General features: G+C 39.8%; 8 protein-coding genes. All 8 read left to right on the top strand.

The window, feature by feature from the left end; translation table 11 throughout:
* The first annotated feature begins 10 nt into the window (after positions 1-10).
* Positions 11-2338, top strand: a complete 2328-nt coding sequence (locus tag KZP23_RS22445) for a GH92 family glycosyl hydrolase (RefSeq protein WP_226334032.1) — start codon at positions 11-13, stop codon at positions 2336-2338.
* Between the two features lie 190 nt (positions 2339-2528).
* On the top strand, positions 2529-3656 hold the full coding sequence (locus KZP23_RS22440) for an ROK family protein (protein ID WP_226334031.1): 1128 nt from the start codon (positions 2529-2531) through the stop codon (positions 3654-3656).
* A 134-nt stretch (positions 3657-3790) separates the two neighbouring features.
* Entirely contained in the window at positions 3791-5317 is a 1527-nt protein-coding gene (locus KZP23_RS22435; protein WP_226334030.1) for a sulfatase family protein, read from the top strand.
* Between the two features lie 132 nt (positions 5318-5449).
* Positions 5450-6487, top strand: coding sequence for a LacI family DNA-binding transcriptional regulator (locus KZP23_RS22430; protein WP_226334029.1), 1038 nt, complete (start codon positions 5450-5452; stop codon positions 6485-6487).
* A gap of 35 nt (positions 6488-6522) precedes the next feature.
* Positions 6523-7848, top strand: coding sequence for a sugar porter family MFS transporter (locus tag KZP23_RS22425; RefSeq protein WP_226334028.1), 1326 nt, complete (start codon positions 6523-6525; stop codon positions 7846-7848).
* A gap of 503 nt (positions 7849-8351) precedes the next feature.
* Positions 8352-11417, top strand: a complete 3066-nt coding sequence (locus KZP23_RS22420; RefSeq protein ID WP_226334027.1) for a galactose-binding domain-containing protein — start codon at positions 8352-8354, stop codon at positions 11415-11417.
* Between the two features lie 90 nt (positions 11418-11507).
* On the top strand, positions 11508-13460 hold the full coding sequence (locus KZP23_RS22415; RefSeq protein WP_226334026.1) for a sialate O-acetylesterase: 1953 nt from the start codon (positions 11508-11510) through the stop codon (positions 13458-13460).
* A gap of 1408 nt (positions 13461-14868) precedes the next feature.
* Entirely contained in the window at positions 14869-18120 is a 3252-nt protein-coding gene (locus KZP23_RS22410; RefSeq protein WP_226334025.1) for a SusC/RagA family TonB-linked outer membrane protein, read from the top strand.
* Positions 18121-18133 lie beyond the last annotated feature (13 nt).

The raw sequence follows: 18133 nt of genomic DNA, 5'->3' as shown, positions 1-18133 counted from the left end.
CAATAAATCTGTGAACATCAAACCTATTCAATTGAGCCTGATGGCCTGCTTTGTAATCCTGAGCAGTGCCTTCACGGCTCCAAAAAAGACACCTGATTTGGTGAGCTTGGTTGATACTAGGCAGGGGACCGATTCAGAGTGGTCTTTGAGTTATGGAAATACTTATCCTACAGTTGCTATGCCTTTTCCGGTTCATTCTTTTTCTGCACAAACAGGTAAAAATGGAGATGGATGGAAATATCAATATAAAGCGGAAACCATACGAGGCTTCCAGCAAGTTCATCAGTGTAGTCCTTGGGTAAATGATTATGCTACTTTTTCTTTGATGCCCGTTATCGGAGAATTGGTTGTAAATGAAAATGAACGTGCCACGGCCTTTAAACATGAAAATGAAACGGCTCATCCCCATTATTACAGTGTGGAACTGGACAATGGCATTCAGGCAGAAATCTCTCCTGTCACCCGAGGAGGGCACATGCGTTTTTCTTTTCCAAAAGGGGAAGAAGCATTCTTGGTATTTGATGGATATACTGAACAAAGTTCGGTTAAAATTGACCCTAAGGCCAGAAAAATCACTGGATGGGTGAATAATGGACTATTGGTGCCGGATAATTTCAGGGCATATTTTGAATTGCAGTTTGATCAGCCATTTGTGTCATATGGTACTTGGGAAAACAAAGAAAACAGTGTTCAAAAGGGGGAGAAGGAAGCCGAAGGTGATGGTAAAGGAGCTTATATTCAGTTCAAACCAGGTACGGTGGTGCAGGTGAAAATTGCTTCTTCTTATATAAGTCCAGCACAAGCGAATTTGACGATGCAGCAGGAATTGGAAGGACATAAGCACCTGGAGCAAACCAAAAAAGAAGCAAAGGATAAATGGAATGAATTAATGGGCCGTGTGCTAGTGGAGGGAGGAAGTGAAAAAGACCGAGCCACATTTTATGCCTGCCTCTTTAGGGCCAACTTGTTTTCACACCGGTTCTTTGAAATCAACGAAGCGGGAGACCCTTATTATTTCAGTCCATACGATGGTAAAATCCACGAAGGATATATGTATACAGACAATGGGTTTTGGGATACTTTTAGGGCGCAGTTTCCCTTGAGCAATATATTGCACCCTACTATGCAGGCAAGGTATATGCAGTCTCTTTTGGACGCACAGGAGCAAAGCGGGTTCTTGCCGACATGGTCTTGTCCCGGAACTTCCGGTATCATGATCGGTAATCATGCCATTTCTCTTTTGGCGGATGCACATGTAAAGGGAGTGGGCGGATTTGATGCAACAGAGGCCTTGGAAGCCTATTTCCATGAAATCACCAATAAAGGACCTTGGGGAGGTTCCAATGGAAGGGAAGCTCATAAGGACTGGTTTGAGCTGGGCTATATTCCATATAAGGTAGTTGGGGAAAGTGCCGCAAAAACCCTAGAATACAGCTATGATGACTTCTGTGGTTATCAAATTGCCAAATCCATAGGTAATGAATATTATGCGCGAATATTTGGTCGTCAGATGTACAATTATAAGAACATTTATGACCCAGAATCCGGGTTTATGCGTGGCAAAAAAAGGAATGGGGAATGGGCTTTGGGAGAAGACTTCAACCCTATTTCATGGGGAGATCCTTTTACAGAAGCCAATGCCTGGCAATATACTTGGTCGGTTTTTCATGATATTAATGGACTGGTGAATTTGATGGGAGGAGTGGAGCCGTTTACCAAAAAATTGGATACTTTCTTTTCAATGCCATCAGTCTATGATGTGGGGCATTATGGGCAAGTGATCCACGAAATGCGGGAAATGGAATTGGCCAATATGGGGCAATATGCGCATGGTAATCAGCCTGTACAGCATGTAGCTTATTTATACAACTATATAGGACAGCCATGGAAAACCCAGCATAGGGTAAGAAAGATTATGAGTGAACTTTATCATCCCACTCCACAAGGTTTTCCTGGAGATGAGGATCAGGGTGGCATGTCTTCTTGGTATGTACTGAGTGCAATGGGTTTTTATAGCGTTTGTCCAGGGACTGATCAGTATGTGATTGGAAGTCCTTTGTTTGAAAAAGTTACCCTTACTTTGGAAGATGGAAAGGAATTCGTGGTGGAGGCCAAGAACAATAATGCGGACAATGTTTATATCCAATCAGCGACATTGAATGGTCGGGATTTTACTAAAAATTATATTACCTATTCCCAGATTATCAATGGAGGAAAACTTTCCTTTGTGATGGATAATATTCCTAATAAAACGCGTGCTGTAGCCGAAGAAGATAGGCCATTTTCACTTTCTGAATTGGAAGAACCTTCTTCATTTACCACTGAAGTTCGTCAATAAGTCTGTAGGTAACAGGACAAATGAAGAAAAGTAAATAAGAGGATTGTTAAGTAATGGGGGGAAGCTGTTCATGCCGATCCCCGTTCCCTTGAAAACCAATCTGTTTGTGTGCCCAGATATAGTAAGGTATCGCTTGTTTTGGCTTTGACTTTTTTATCAGAAAATATAACCATACCATTTAAAAACAAAAATGAATATTTATAGTGATGAAAGGGTGGTCATGACCTTGGACGCAGGAGGAACCACCTTTGTTTTTTCAGCGTATCAGGCAGGAAATGAAATAATAAGCCCAATAAAGAGACCTTCCCATGCCGGGGAATTGGATAAATGCCTTAGGACTATTTGCGAGGTGTTTAAGGAAATTAGGGAAATGTTGCCTGATGCTCCTGTGGCGATTAGTATGGCCTTTCCTGGTCCTGCGGACTATAAAAACGGTATCATTGGTGATCCACCTAATTTCCAGGCCTTTAGGGGAGGGGTGGCCTTGGGGAGTATGCTCAAAAGAGTGTTTGGTCTTCCTGTTTTTATCAATAATGATGGAGATCTATTTACTTATGGAGAGGCTATGGGTGGTTTTCTACCTGAAATCAACCAGAAACTAAGTGCTTTAGGAATTGACCGAAAATATAATAACCTGTTTGGGGTCACATTGGGGACAGGGTTTGGTGGAGGGTTGGTGATGAATGGTCAGCTTTGTAGAGGGGATAATTCTGCATCAGGAGAAATATGGTTGACCAGAAATCTGCTCAACCAAAACTTGATAGCGGAAGAGTCTGTGAGCATTAGGGCAATAGAAAAATACTATAAAGCGAAGACCAAAGATAAACGGGTGTTAAGTCCTAGGGAGATCTATGATATTGCGATAGGGAAAATACCAGGTGAGCAGGAAATAGCTTATCAGGCATTTGAAAATATGGCTACTGTTATTGGGGAGTCATTGGCGCATGTGATGACTTTGATTGATACGCCAGTGGTGATAGGAGGAGGAATAGCTGGGGCATCTTCTTTGATTTTACCTAAAGTGATAGAACATTTAAATGGGGTGATAGAAATGGATCAAGGTATAAAAGTACCCAGAATTGTTTCCACTGTTTATAATGTGGATGACAAAGCGTCTTGGCAGGAATTTATTACGGATAAAGTTTATGAAATAGAGGTGCCATTTAGCCAGGGTGAAAAAGTGCTTTACCGTCCAGAGAAGAAGATTCCTATAGGTCTTTCGAGGTTAAGTACAAATGAGGCAGTTGCTATAGGAGCCTATGCCTTTTCGCTTCGTGAGTTGGAAATAGTTTCCAGCCATTCTCAAGCCAAATTTTAGTTGAATATAGGCGAAGTGTCGAATGGGCTGTAAGAAGTCTATAAAATAGATCATGAGGGAAATTTAGTCAGAGGATTGAATTTTCAAGAAATATAACGTGCAAAATACTAGCATTAGATTAAGAACTAAATGAGATGAGAAATACATTTACAAGAAGGATTTTGTTATTAAAACTCTTTTTATTTTCCCTTTTGGGGCTTTTTTTTGAATCCTGTGGGAATGTGGAAAAAGTAAGTAATAAAGAAGGACAGATAAATGATCGTCCCAATATCATTTATATAATGGCCGATGATTTAACGACACAGGCGATTACTGCTTATAATAATCGGTTTAAAGACATTGCCGATACACCAAATATGGACAGACTAGCCACGGAAGGAATGTTGTTTCATGATGTATTATGTACAAATGCTATTTGCGGTCCAAGCAGGGCTGCAATTCTAACAGGAGATTATAGCCATCGCAACGGCTATTATAAAAACTGGGAAGGAGGTGAGTTTGATGCTAGCCAATGGACTTTTCCGCAGGAATTTCAAGAAGCTGGATATGCCACCAGCCTTTTTGGAAAATGGCATCTAAATAGTGAGCCAAAAGGTTTTGATACCTATAAATATCATGATCATCAGATTGGAGGGCAACAGGGAGTTTATTGGGATCCTGTTTATAATGAAAATGGCAAAAAAGTTAAAAGGGAGGGGTATGCCACCAATATAACCACAGATTTTGCTCTAAATTGGCTTAAGAATACTGAAAAGTCCAAAAAACCATTTTTGATGTTGTTGCAATTTAAAGCTCCACACCGCTCTTGGGTAAGAGATAGCATTTATTCAGATCTATGGAAAGATCGTGATATGCCCTATCCATCAACCTTTAACGATAATTACAAAGGAAGGGAAAAAACTGCAGGTGATACTGAAATGGAAATGGAACATCTTTTTATTAACACGCCTGAAGGAATGAGTAGAGAAGAGACCAAAAAGTGGAGATACCAAAGTTTTATAAAAGACTATCTAGCTACAGTAAAATCTGTAGATGACAATGTGGGAAGGGTTTTGGATTATCTTGATGAAAATGGATTAACCGACAATACAATGATCGTTTTGACTTCAGATCAGGGATTCTATCTTGGAGACCATGGATTTTTTGATAAGCGGTTTATCTATGAGGAATCACTTCGAATGCCTTTTATAGTTCGATATCCCAATAAAGTAAGGGCTGGATCAGAAAGTGATGCTATTATTGGTAATATTGATTTAGCACCTACACTACTAGATATCGCTGGTATAGAAACAGATCATAGGACCCATGGAGAAAGTTTTGCATCCATATTGAAGGGCGAACAACCTGAGAAGTGGAGAAATGCCCTCTACTATCATTATTATGAGTTTCCTATGTGGCACCATGTACAGCCTCATTATGGTATAAGAACAGATCGTTATACCCTGGCGCATTTCTATTATGATATTGATGAATGGGAGTTATATGATAATAAGAAAGATCCAGAACAACTCAATAATATTATCGATAATCAAGAATATGCTGATATAGTGGTTAAATTAAAGGAGGATCTTAAAAAATTGATGGAGAAATATGGTGATGATAAATCCTTGGAAGAATTTCGGGAAGTAAGCAATAGAAATTTTGATGATATGAGTGAATAAGAGTGGGTAATGTTAGGATAATTAATATCATGCTAATCGCAAGTCATAAAGATGATTGTGTATACGTTTATATTTTATTTATGAAGGTTAATTTAAGTTTTTTAGATAATTTTAAGTTTAATTCAAAATGCAATGGCCAGAAGCAAGGTGTCCATCAGTGACATAGCAAAACAACTCAATATATCCACCACCACGATTTCATTTATTCTTAACGGCAAAGCCAAGGAAAAGCGGATCAGTGATAAGCTTGTTGCCAAGGTTTTGAAAAAAGTGAAGGAGGAGGGGTATATACCCAATATGGTAGCAAAGGGCTTAAGGACAGGAAAGACCAATATCATCGGCCTTATGGTAGAGGATATTTCCAATCCGTTTTTTGCCAGTATTGCCAAAAAGATTGAGGAAAAAGCCCATCAAAACGGTTATAAGATAGTTTATTGTAGTACGGAGAATGATATTAAGCGGGCCAAAGAGTTTTTGACCATGTTCCAGACTTTGGGCGTAGATGGCTGCATCATAGCGCCTACCATGGGCATGGAGGAAGATATTCGAGATTTAGTGGAAAAAGGGATGGATGTGGTGCTTTTGGACCGGAAATTCCGCAATATGTCTGCCGATGTGGTTATGGTAAATAATGAGGAAGGGGTTTATAATGCCGTAGTCCATTTGGTCAAAGAGGGCTTTAAAAAGATTGCCTTTATAGCACTGGCACTTGACAAACCTGAGAAAGAGGATCGAATAATTGGTTATAAGGAAGCCATGGAAGATAATGGCCTGGAAGCCTATGTTTTTCCTCTTCCGTTTCGTGTAGAGCATTCCGAATATGTGAAGGAAATCACGGATATCCTTAAAAACCACCAGGGTTTTGATGCAGTGTTATTTGGGACCAATTATTTAGGAATAAGTGGCCTGGAGGCAATTGGGGAATTGGGACTGAAAATTCCTGAAGACTTAGCCATTGTGTCATTTGATGATCATGATCTTTTTAGGATCTACAAGCCAGGAATTTCAGCTATTGCACAGCCCATAGAAGAGATTTCCCAGACAGCTATTGACACCTTATTGGATAGGTTGAGACAGGATGATAAGCAAAAGGTGAACCGCATGGTTTCCTTGGCTACCACCTTGATTTTGCGAGGTTCGACAGAAAAAGTTGCAAAAGATAAATCTTAGTATAAAATTGGGGACACGAACCTTTATTTTGCCCCATGAAAAATAAGTTGTTGCGTTACGCATTTATTGTGTCGACGGTAGGCTTTCTCTTTGGTTTTGATTCTGTGGTTATTTCTGGAGTAAATCTTCCCTTGAAAAGCCTTTGGGAAAGTTCGGATTGGTTTCATGGTACTTTCATTATTTCCATTTCGCTTTGGGGAACTGTTGTGGGAGCTTTGTTAGGTGGATATCCCACCGAAAGGCTGGGGAGAAAGTCCACCGTGCTTTGGGTTGGTGTTTTTTTTACGGTTTCGGCCATTGGTTCTGCTCTGGTAAATGATCCGTATTCATTTTCTTTTTTTCGGTTTGTAGGAGGTCTGGGAGCCGGAGTAGGATCTATCGCTGCGCCTGCCTATATTTCAGAGATTGCGACAGCCCGGGACAGAGGGAAGTTGGGGATGCTCTTTCAGTTTAATATTGTTTTTGGGATTTTGATGGCTTTCTTATCCAATTACCTATTGGATGGAACAGGAGGAGAAGATGATTGGCGCTGGATGTTGGGAATCGAATTGGTTCCTGCATTGTTATTTACTGTTTTTATACCTTTTGTCCCTGAGAGTCCTAGGTGGTTGATTGTCAGTCGGAATAGATATGAGGAAGGTAGACGGGTTTTGACTTTGTCTATGTCCAAAAGCGAGGCCGAACAGGCTTTTGCTCAAATGCTTTTGCGTACCGAAAGCAATAAACCAAGCACTGTACGTTTGTTTTCAGGAAAATACCGACAAATATTGATGATATCCTTTTTGATGGCTTTTTTTAATCAATTTTCGGGTATCAGTTTTGTCTTGTTCTACGCTCCAGAAATCTTAGAAAAGGCAGGACTGGCCACTTCTGATTCACTCCTCAGTTCTGTTTCGGTAGGGCTGGTCAATTTGATTTTTACATTTGTGGGGATTTATTTAATCGATAGGGCAGGAAGGAAGCTACTGATGTACATTGGTTCAGTGGGCTATATCATTAGTCTGTTCTGTATCGCATATGGTTTCTACTTTTCTATGCCGGCCATGTTTAAATTGATATTCATGCTCCTATTTATTGCCTCACACGCTGTTGGTCAGGGAGCGGTCATTTGGGTATTCTTGTCTGAAATTTTCCCAAATGAGATTCGATCGTTTGGGCAGGCATGGGGATCAGGCTTATTAAATGTGTTTGCCGCCATTATTGCTCTTTTCGGAGCTGTACTGATCAACTCTTTTGCTCCTTGGATAGTCTTTGTTTTATTCGCAGGCTTTATGGTCTTGCAGCTTTTGTTTACTCATTTTATCATGCCTGAAACCAAGGGAGTATCATTGGAGGATTTGGAGCGAAAACTGGTGAAATGATGATTTAGGTATAAAGACAGGCTTAATTTGAGGCTTGGATTTGTGCTCATTGTCAAATACCCAAGAGTCCAAAAGTCAGATGATTAGTATTATTTATTTTCCTAAAATTAAATTTTCAAATCTTTTTATTACATTGCTAAAACGTTTAATCTAATCGTTCGTTACTGAAGTATCTTAAAGTGAAAACTAATGTAAGATGGTAATAATGAACGATGTGATAGATGAATAAGTAAATGATGCCATCTTTTAATAATTACAGGGATTTAAGTATTTACAATGCTTTTTTGAATGTGGATGCTATGTAAAAGACTAGAAGAGGTTGGGATTAGTTTTAGTGTGATTTAAGGAATGGAGATCAAGTTATGATAGGTAGAACAGTGAAGATTGATGATTTTTTAGCAAATAGCTAAAACGTTTAACTTATGTTCAAAGCAGGAGTAAGTGGGATTGAAATAATTGAATAAGAGAAAACCAATAAACCTATAAATACCAAATTAACAATAATGAATAAGCTGAAATTCACGTGGTGGCTGTGTAGTACTTTGTTGTGCTACTATGGTACCTATGCCCAAACCTTAAGGATGTCCTTAAATAGTGTCAACCCACAAATAGAGTGGGAAATTAAACCTCAAGATGAGGTGGCAGCCTCTGGATTTGAATTGTCTCTTCCGGGGCATAGCATGGCGGATTATGTAAAGGGCTTGGTTCCTGGAGTTATTTTTACCGCATATGTTGATGCCGGTTTGGAAAAAGATCCCAATTTTTCTGATAATATTTACCAAGTGGATGAAGCATTCTACAACCGTCCTTTTTGGTATCGGACGGAATTCAACCTTCCGGAGGATTATCAAGAAGGGAAACGGGTTTGGTTGCATTTTGATAATACCAATAGATATGCAGATTTTTATTTTAATGGCATGAAACTGTCAGGAAACCAGGTATCTACCAAAGATGTCAGTGGTCAAATGCTACGGACCAAATATGATGTGACTGATTTGGTGAATAGGACCGGGAGAAATGCTATTGCTGTATTGATTACTGATGCTGATCAGAAAAAGAGTCGGGAGTCCAAAGAAGGATTTGGCGTAACAGCCAGTCCTACCTATCTGTCGGCTGCTGGATGGGATTGGATGCCATATGTTCCAGGAAGATTGGCAGGTATTACCGGAGATGTCTATCTTAATATAGCCGGTGATGTGACCATGGAAGATCCTTGGATCAGGTCACAGCTGGAGTCCAATGAAGTAGCCTATCTTTTTATTTCCTCGGCACTGAAAAATGCCTCATCTTCTAAAATGGAAGCCAAAATTTCAGGTGTCATTCAACCTGGGAATATTAAATTCTCTAAGAACATCACCTTGGAACCTGGGGCTACTTCGAAAATCTATATTGATAAAAAGGACTTTTCAGAATTAATTATTAAGGATCCCCAACTGTGGTGGCCAAATGGATATGGTGAGCCCAATCTTTATACTTGCGAGTTGACCTGTAGTGTCGATGGTGTTATTTCCGATCAGAAAGAAATTACTTTTGGGATAAAGGACTATGACTATAGGTTTGAGAAAAATGCCGCAGGATGGCCTGTGATGACCTTCTATATTAATGGGCAAAAGCTGTTTCTCAAAGGAGGAAACTGGGGGATGAGTGAATATTTGTTGCGCTGTCATGGAGAAGAGTATGAAACCAAGATCAAGCTGCACAAGGATATGAACTATAATATGATTCGTTTATGGACGGGGTGTGTAACGGATGATGAATTCTACGACTATTGCGACAAGCATGGGATCATGGTGTGGGATGATTTTTGGTTATATGTAGCTTATAACGATGTGGCCAATGATGAGGATTTTAAAGCAAATGCATTGGACAAAGTAAAGCGGCTAAGAAATCACCCAAGTATTGCCCTGTGGTGTGGTGCCAATGAAACTCATCCCAAGCCTGAATTGGATAATTACCTAAGGGCTATAGTGGCTCAGGAGGACCACAATGATAGGATGTATAAGTCCAGTTCCAATCAAGACGGGCTTTCTGGAAGTGGTTGGTGGGGAAATCAACCGCCTAAGCATCATTTCGAAACTTCTGGCAGTAATTTGGCTTGGAACGATCCTCCATATCCCTATGGTTCAGATCGTGGCTATGGACTCAGAACTGAAATCGGTACCGCCACTTTTCCCAATTATGAAAGCATCCAACTTTTTATCCCCGAGGACCAGCTTTGGCCGTTGCCTACTGATGAACAACTAAAAGAAGATGATGATAATGTATGGAATAAGCATTTCTTTGGTAAGGAAGCCTCCAATGCCAATCCGGTCAATTATAAAACAGCAGTTAACCAGCAGTTTGGGATATCTTCCAGTTTGGAAGAATTTGCGGAAAAAGCGCAGTATCTAAATATTGAGGTGATGAAGGGGATGTATGAGGCTTGGAACGATAAAATGTGGCACGATGCCTCAGGTCTTCTGATTTGGATGAGTCAGTCGGCTTATCCTTCCTTTGTGTGGCAAACCTATGATTATTACTATGATGCTACGGGTGCCTATTGGGGTGCAAAAATGGCCAGTGAACCATTGCATATCCAGTGGAATTCTTCCAGCAATAGTGTCAAAGCTATTAATACAACTTCAAAAGACCTTATGGGTGCAACAGCTAAAGCGACTATTTATAATCTTCAAGGAAAGGTGTTGCCAGAATTTGGAAAAGAAGCCCGGGTGGATGTTTTGTCCAGTAATATAGCCGAAGCCTTTAAGCTTAATTTCAATCCAGGAAATATTGCTAATGGGAAAAAAGCGGTGGCTTCTTCAGGGAATGAAACCGTGTCTTTGGCAGTGGATGGTGGTGCAGGCAGCCGGTGGGAAAGTGCTTATAGTGATGAACAGTGGATGTATGTGGACCTTGGTAAAGAAAAGCTGATAGAAAATGTGGTATTGAAATGGGAGAAAGCTTATGCCAAAGCCTATGAGATACAGGTTTCCAATGATGCGATCAGTTGGGAAACAGTTTACAAAACGAATAATGGAATAGGTGGAACGGAAAATATCTCTTTGGAGCCCCAAAAAGCACGATATGTGAGTGTAAAGGGTATCAAAAGGGCTACAGAATTTGGTTATTCTCTTTATGAAATAGAAGTCTATGGGGAGCAAGATAGGAAAAATGATTTTACACCGCTTCATTTTATTAAGTTGGAACTTGCCGATGCCCAAGGGAATAAATTGTCTGAGAACTTCTATTGGAGGAATGGATTGAATGATCTTGATTATACTGGGTTAAATACTTTGCCTTCAGCTGACCTAATGTGTAAGTTGGTGGAAAGAAAAGGAACGAAGTTTTGGGTTTCTATTAGAAATAATTCCAAAACGGTAGCTTTTGGAAACCGATTGAGATTGGAGAATAGCATCAGTAGGGAACGGGTATTACCAGTGATCATGTCCGAAAATTATTTTACGCTGATGCCTGGAGAAGAGCGAAAGATTTCTTTTGAAGCAGATCAGGAGCTTTTGGAAGGAGGAGTAGACTTGTTGCTTAAACAATATGGTCAAGAAGAAGAAAATCAGCTTTCGGTAGCCTTTTAACCCTACTATTAGGCTTCTAGTCAAAAGTTACTTCTGCAGATAAAGTGAAATGATTTTTATAAAATAAGTAAAGCATTAATTAATCTTATCATGAAAAATTACCTTAAACCCTTAATGATCATCGGATTTTTATTTGTTTCGATGCTTGCACATGCAAAGGTCAGTTTACCCCATTTCTTTTCGGACAATATGGTGTTACAGCGCGATAAAGTCATAAAAATATGGGGAAAGTCCAGTCCCAAAGAGAAGGTGACTGTTCGGTTCAATGGTGAAGAGCGGCAAGTAGTTGCTGGTAAGGGTGGGATGTGGCGTGTTTCCTTGCCAGCCATGGCCTATGGAGGGCCTTTTGAAATGTCCATCGAAGGCAATGAAAACAATATTGTACTCAAAAATATATTGATCGGGGATGTGTGGCTATGTAGTGGGCAGTCCAATATGGAGTTTGGCTTAAATGGTGATCTGACAGGGAAAGAGGAAATTCAGCAATCGAAAAATTCAAATATTAGGTTGTTGAATGTGCCTAAAACCATTCAAACAAGCGAGACATATGATATAGAAGAAAGTAGTTGGCAAGAATGCGGACCATCGACTACAGCCAACTTCTCAGCGGTAGGGTATTTCTTTGGTAAAAAGTTACAGGCTGATTTGGATGTTCCAATTGGCTTAATCAACTCTTCCTGGGGAGGGACTGATATAGAAACTTGGACAAGCTGGGAAGCATCAATGAACAATGAGGAATATGCAAAATATGCGGGGCAATCAGTCGAAAAAACATTGGGTTATTCTACGGAAGATCTCGATCAGTTTAAGCAATCGCTTGAAAACGATCCGGCCATAAAAAAGAAATGGTATGATTCGGACACTAAGCTGAAAGGTTGGAAAAAAATGATGGTTCCTAAAAGTTGGGATGGTGAATATGAAGATGAGGATGGGATCATTTGGTTTCGTAAGAAAGTGACATTACCAAAAGGGGTAGAAGGAATGTCCGGAGAGCTCAATCTTGGGCCGATAGATGATGCAGATATCACATGGGTAAACGGAACAAAAGTGGGAGCGACTGATTTTTGGATGGCCAATAGAAATTATAAAATTGCTCCTGACATTTTAAAAGCAGGTGAAAATACCATCATGGTGAGTGTGAAAGACAATACTTCCGTCGGAGGCATCAATGGGAAACCAGAAGATGTCTATCTGAAAGTTGGAGATAAAAAGTATCCATTGGCAGGAGAATGGGATTATAAGCCCTCGGTAACCAGCTCAGGATATGGCTTTTCTAAATGGGGAACTGGACCAAACTCATTTGCCTCATTATTATACAATGGCATGATCCATCCTTTGGTAGGGTTTGGAATAAAAGGGGTGATTTGGTACCAAGGAGAAAATAATGCCGGGGAAGCTTATCGGTATCGGAAGCTGTTTCCTAATATGATTAAAGATTGGAGAGCTCAATGGGAAGATGATTTTGCTTTTTTATGGGTGCAATTGGCCAGTTTTATGGCGATCGATGAAAAACCTTCTGAAAGCGAATGGGCAGAGTTAAGGGAAGCTCAGAATATGACACTGGCCCTACCTAAAACTGGGCAGGCTGTCATTACGGATATTGGTGAAGCCTTTGATATTCATCCCAGAAATAAAAAAGACGTAGGGATACGTTTGGCGCATACTGCATTGAATGTGGCTTATGGGAAAGATGTCCTGCCTTCTGGGCCGGTTTTTGAAAAGTTGGAAAAGCAAGGAAAGCAAATGGTACTTAGCTTCTCTCATATAGGAAGAGGGCTTTCTACACAGGATAGTAGTAAATATGCTTATGTGAAGGGCTTTGCCATTGCAGGGGAAGATAAAGAGTTTGTTTGGGCCCAGGCCTATATCTCAGGCGAAAAGGTGATAGTTTGGAGTGACAAGGTGGAAGATCCTGTGGCTGTCCGCTATGGATGGGCGAATAATCCCATGGAGATAAATTTGGTCAATAGTGATGGACTTTTGGCTTCTCCTTTTAGAACAGATAACTGGAAGGGGATTACGGAGGACAATAAGCCAGAATAATTGAACTGAAAATAATCTGCTTGTATTGGTGCCAGCTGTTTGCAGTTTTAAACTACTGTAAACAGCTGGCATTTTTGGTTTCTTTCCCTTGAATTTTAGAGGGGCTTGCTTTTTAATTAAGGTTTGTAACTGGGAAATAATCCCTCCAGCTCAAAATGTTTTGGAGATCAGAACACTTGACATAAAGTCCGGGGCTCATTTTCGCACCCACCGCCATTAATATGGTGATATAGTCTTTTCTTCATTTTGTTTGATAGGAATGGTGTGCATTAGTTGTTCAATGTCCATGCTTGGATGACTGTTGAGGTGATAAGTAGTAGAAAAACAATGTATCTTAATACATAAGGTATATTGTTTTTCTTTTTATAAATGGCAAGAGGAATAAAACCATTGTGTTCTAGATGATGATCTGTTATCGTGAAGAGTTGAATAAATGCATGATAAACTGATTAAGGATATTATGTGGTGGCTTTCTAAGTCAATTCTATTGTTGTGATTGAAACATAACGAAAATAAATAGTTTGATTACACATTTTATGAATTATGATGATTTTAGGTGCTTTTGGAATAGAGGTGTTTTAATTAATCTGTAAAATATTTGGTCAATTGACAAAAAATAGAAATATTTACAAACATAAAGTATCTAGCATAGTTAGGTATAACCCTATTTTCCTAAATCTTTTTGAGTCACAATAACCTTTTTGGTTATTGTAAAGAAAAATTCATTGTTACTAGATGAAGTGATAATGGATAGGTTTTTCTAGTATGCCTCAATATTTATGGTTTTCAATGTTGATTAATCAAATGGTTGAACCATAAATAAACCCAGAATGAAAGGTATCATTAAAAAGTTTTTCGCAGCAAGCCCTTTTTCTAAGGGACAACAATTATTTCTGTCATTTCTTCAAAAGGAAATTCAATATATTTTGAAATTTCATACTGTGAACGATAGTCCACCAGTGGTTTTATCTCTATTCCTCAGGAACGCCATAAGTTAGGGATTAGGGAAATTTTACTTGGAGTCATCCTTGAACTTTTGTTTATACTGGTTTGATTATTCTGATTTAAAGTATAAAAAGTACTGAAAATCACTCTCTTGTAATTGTTAGCATCAGACTCAGAGGGATCTGTACATACTTTAATAAGTGTAATAAGTACACAAAAATTCAAAAAGGACTTAAGCATCAAAAACTATCCCATAAGCTCCTGTTCAGAAAGAGTTAATGTAACTCATTTCAAATATAATCTTTATAACAAACCCAAAATTTCAATTATCCATGAAAAAGCAAATCCAAAACAGCAGTTAAAATAGGTAGAATGACCTGATTTAAGCCTTGATGTCTAAAAATTCAAAAAGTAAAGAAGAAGGCAATTTTCAATTTTGATTTATACAAAACCTTGAAACAATATGGAAAAAGCAATACCCAGGCAAACCTTAAAGTTTTCCAAAAATTTTGGGGGCACCTTTATATTGAAGCTGCTATTTATAGCTGCTTTGGTCATTGGTCCAAAAGGAGCTGCCCATTCTAGTATTTCGGGAAAAGAAATTGGCTCCAATTATGAGGACGCCAAAATAACCATGCCGAAGGATCCACTTAAGTTGGACAAAAAAGATAAAATAATTATTGATGTAGTTGAAATTAAAGGGAAAGTACTTGATGGAGAAGGTCTTCCCATTCCAGGAGTAACTGTAAGAATAGAAAGTACTACAAAAGGTACTGTCACGAATATTGACGGGGAATATACTATTAATGCAAATGAAGGTGAAACCTTGGTTTTTAGCTTTGTTGGCTTTAAGGAACAAAAAGTACAGGTAGGTTCTCAATCGATCATCGATATCGTCCTTGAAGAGGATCTTCAATCATTGGATGAAGTAGTGGTTGTGGGCTATGCGGAACAGAAAAAGGAGACTATCGTAGGGGCAGTCACCCAGACCGATGGTGAGGTACTCAAGCGAACCGGCGGGGTTTCCAATGTGGGACAGGCGCTTACCGGTAACTTGCCAGGTGTGATTACCACATCCAGTGTGGGTACGCCAGGCGAAGAGATGCCCCAAATCGTCATCAGAGGGCAAAACAGCTGGAATGGAAACTCTCCTTTGATTTTGGTGGATGGAGTTGAACGTCCAGAGTTTTTTGCCAATATGGATATCAATTCTGTGGAGTCCATTTCTGTCTTGAAAGATGCTTCAGCTACAGCTGTATTTGGGTCTAGAGGTGCCAACGGTGTGATCATCGTCACCACCAAAAGAGGCCGTTCAGGTAAAGCAGAGATTACCGCTAATATAAGCACCACCATGAAATCTGTATCCAAACTACCGGGTAAGCTGGATTCATATGATGCTATTGGTGTGCGGAATCTGGCGATTGAACGTGAATTGTCCTTGAGCCCAAATAGCTGGGATGAGATGATTCCTCAAGATATGAGGCTAAAATACCGCTTTCCGGCCAATTTGGAAGAAATGGAGCGGTACCCGAATGTGGATTGGCAAGATGTAGTTTTCAAGGATCAGGCCATGGCTTATAATGCTAATGTGGGCATTCGTGGTGGTACTGATTTTACCAAATATTTTGCTAGTATAGACTACCAATATGAAGGCGATTTGTTCCGAAAATTTGATACAGGAAGAGGCTATCAGGCAGGCTTTAACTATAATAGGATCAATTTTAGGAGTAACCTTGATTTTCAACTGACTTCCTCGACCAAACTAGGGGTTAACCTAGGTGGTACTTATGGTGTTCGTCAAGCTCCTTGGGCTTATGATTTCCCAGAAAGTTATTGGAATTCTGCTTACAAAAGTCCGCCGGATGTTTTCTTACCTAGGTACTCGGATGGGGCCTACGGTACTTATACCCCGGACGATTATGCGGTTACAAACTCCTTGTTAAACCTAGCTGCGAGTGGGGCTGAGTATATCACTGATACTCGTCTGTCCACCAACTTTGTGCTGGAACAAGATCTTGACATGATTTTAAAGGGATTGAATTTTAGAGGGACTTTGGCGGTAGATAATTCTTTTCGGGAAGTGGACAGAGGGATAAATGACCTCTACAATAGCCCATTTACCAAATGGATTAACCCTTTTACAGGAGTTCCTGAATACAAGAATCTTTTGGATCCTAATACCCGATTTGATTTTGTGGAGGCTGTTACCTGGCAAAATGCTGGCGGGACAGTTCAGGGAGCGCAGCGAAGAATGTTTTATCAGTTCCAGATGAATTATGCCGGCAATTTTAACGATACCCATAATTATACCTTAATGGGCTTGATGAATAGGCAACAAGATGCCATTGGGAGTGTCATTCCTAGTTACCGGGAAGACTGGGTGTTCAGGGCTACCTACGATTATAAAAATAAGTATATGATCGAATATAATGGCGCCTATAATGGCTCCGAAAAGTTTTCACCCGAGTATCGTTTTGCCTTCTTTTCCTCAGGAGGATTGGGTTGGAATATCTCCGAAGAGAATTTTATCAAGAACCTTTCCTTTGTAGACAGATTGAAATTGAGGGCTTCTTATGGAGAAGTAGGTGATGATAATATCGGTGGAAGATTTTTATTTATGGATCAGTGGGCCTATGGGGGCACATCCCAAATGGGAGTGATTGGTGAATCTGGTGAAGACAGCCCTTATACCTGGTATAGACAAAATGCCATAGGAAATCCAAATGTACATTGGGAAACGGTTTACAAATATAATATGGGATTGGAATTTGGCTTTTTTAATGGATTGATCAATGGTAGTGTAGACTGGTTCCGCGACAATAGGGTGGATATCCTAATGTCCAGTGGTCGTTCAGTACCCAGTTACTATGGAGCCAATGCTCCTGCAGCCAATTTGGGTAGGGTAGAGACAGAAGGTTATGAATTTACGATTGGCCTGAATCATATCTTTGATAGCGGGATCAGACTTTGGGGAGATTTCTCTATGACCCATGCCATCGATCAGGTGATTAAAAGAGATGATCCTGAATTACGTCCTGATTATCAGAAAAACGCTGGCTATCAGCTTGGTCAGTACCGTAGCCATATCAGTGCGGGCTATTATAATACTTGGGATGAACTATATGGTAGTCCTCAGCATAATACCAATGATATGGCTAAACTTCCTGGAAGCTACTATATAGTTGATTTCAATGGAGATGGGGTAGTTGATTCCTTTGATTCTGCTCCTTATGGCTTTTCTGGTGTGCCGCAAAATACTTACAGTACCAATTTAGGTATAGAATGGAAAGGCCTGAGCCTATATCTGCAGTTTTATGGCGTAAACAATGTGACCAGGGATGTTTCATTGACCAGCTTGGCAGGAGGTCTGAATATAGTTTATGATGAAGGAAGCTATTGGTCCAAAGAAAATACCGGTGCAGATTCACCATTGCCTAGATGGCGGTCACAACCTTCCAGCTATAATAATGGTCCAAGGTACCTCTATGATGGCTCTTACTTGAGACTGAAAAATGCTGAAATCGCCTATAATTTCCAGTCAGATTGGGTGAGAAATCTGGGTATGAACAATATGCGCTTATATATAAATGGCAATAACCTTTTGCTATGGACGGATATGCCTGATGACAGGGAGTCCAATTTCGGAGGGCCTTCTTATCAAGGTGCCTATCCTACTGTTAAAAGAATCAACTTGGGTCTAAATGTTACATTCTAAACGAGCCAATCCA

Origin of the sequence: Echinicola marina (assembly GCF_020463795.1) — a bacterium.
GTDB lineage: Bacteria > Bacteroidota > Bacteroidia > Cytophagales > Cyclobacteriaceae > Echinicola > Echinicola marina.
This window is presented reverse-complemented; position numbering and strand designations above follow the sequence as displayed.

What these genes read in the sequence shown, in the direction of transcription:
- KZP23_RS22430 (WP_226334029.1), top strand. Translation starts at nt 5,450, where the DNA reads ATGGCCAGAAGCAAGGTGTCCATCAGTGACATAGCAAAACAACTCAAT.
- KZP23_RS22415 (WP_226334026.1), top strand. Translation starts at nt 11,508, where the DNA reads ATGAAAAATTACCTTAAACCCTTAATGATCATCGGATTTTTATTTGTT.
- KZP23_RS22435 (WP_226334030.1), top strand. Translation starts at nt 3,791, where the DNA reads ATGAGAAATACATTTACAAGAAGGATTTTGTTATTAAAACTCTTTTTA.
- KZP23_RS22410 (WP_226334025.1), top strand. Translation starts at nt 14,869, where the DNA reads ATGGAAAAAGCAATACCCAGGCAAACCTTAAAGTTTTCCAAAAATTTT.
- KZP23_RS22425 (WP_226334028.1), top strand. Translation starts at nt 6,523, where the DNA reads ATGAAAAATAAGTTGTTGCGTTACGCATTTATTGTGTCGACGGTAGGC.
- KZP23_RS22420 (WP_226334027.1), top strand. Translation starts at nt 8,352, where the DNA reads ATGAATAAGCTGAAATTCACGTGGTGGCTGTGTAGTACTTTGTTGTGC.
- KZP23_RS22440 (WP_226334031.1), top strand. Translation starts at nt 2,529, where the DNA reads ATGAATATTTATAGTGATGAAAGGGTGGTCATGACCTTGGACGCAGGA.